General features: G+C 66.3%; 1 protein-coding gene. It reads right to left on the reverse strand.

All coding sequences use genetic code 11. The annotated features are described in order from the left end of the window. Positions 1-34: 34 nt before the first annotated feature. Positions 35-772: IS3 family transposase (locus AB6O04_RS20700; RefSeq protein ID WP_368566316.1), on the reverse strand; the 738-nt coding region annotated here is incomplete at its 5' end.

Below are 772 nucleotides of genomic sequence, written 5' to 3' on the forward strand. Positions count from 1 at the left end.
TGGGAGTTCCTACGCAAAAGTGGACACCGGTGGGTTAGATGCATTGGCGTTCGTATTCGGCCGGCGAGCGGTATCCCAGCGCCGAGTGTAGGCGCTGGTGGTTGTAGAAGTCGACATAGTCCCGAACGGCCAGACGGAGGGTGCGGTCGTCGTCGAAGTGGTGGCGGTGGTACATGTCCGACTTCATCGACTTGTTCCAGGACTCCATATGCGCGTTGTCGTTCATGCATCGTGGCCGGTTGGCGGACTGGAGGAAGCCGGCGGCGTGCAGTCGTTGCTTGAAGTCGCCAGCGATGAACTCGATTCCGCGATCGCTGTGGAACAGCGTGCCCGGCGCCGGTCTGCGGGTGCGCAACGCAGCCGCTAACGCGCGCCGCGTCAGCGCGGTCGTCCGATCGGCGCCCAACGACCAGCCGAGCAGTCGGCGCGAATAGCGGTCCATGACCGTGGCCAGGTAGCGCCACTGCCGCCCGACTTTCAGATAGGTCACGTCCGCCACCCATATCTGGTCTGGGCGTGTGGGCGTCACGGTGTGGGCATGGCTCTCGACGCTGGCCAGGAACCGGGCCAGCCCCGGTCGCCGGCGGTACAGCCGCACCGAGCAGGCATGCACGCCTTGCTGGCGCATCAAACGCTCGACCCGTCGCCGCCCGACCGGTTCGCCTTGCCGCAGCAGCGCGGCGTGCACGCGTGGGCTACCGTAGGTCTGACGGCTTTGCGCATGCACGTCGCGGATACGCTCCAGCAACGCCGCATCCTCGATTGCGCGGGG

The sequence above is a fragment of the Pseudoxanthomonas sp. UTMC 1351 genome, assembly GCF_040948865.1.
Classification (GTDB): Bacteria; Pseudomonadota; Gammaproteobacteria; order Xanthomonadales; family Xanthomonadaceae; genus Pseudoxanthomonas_A.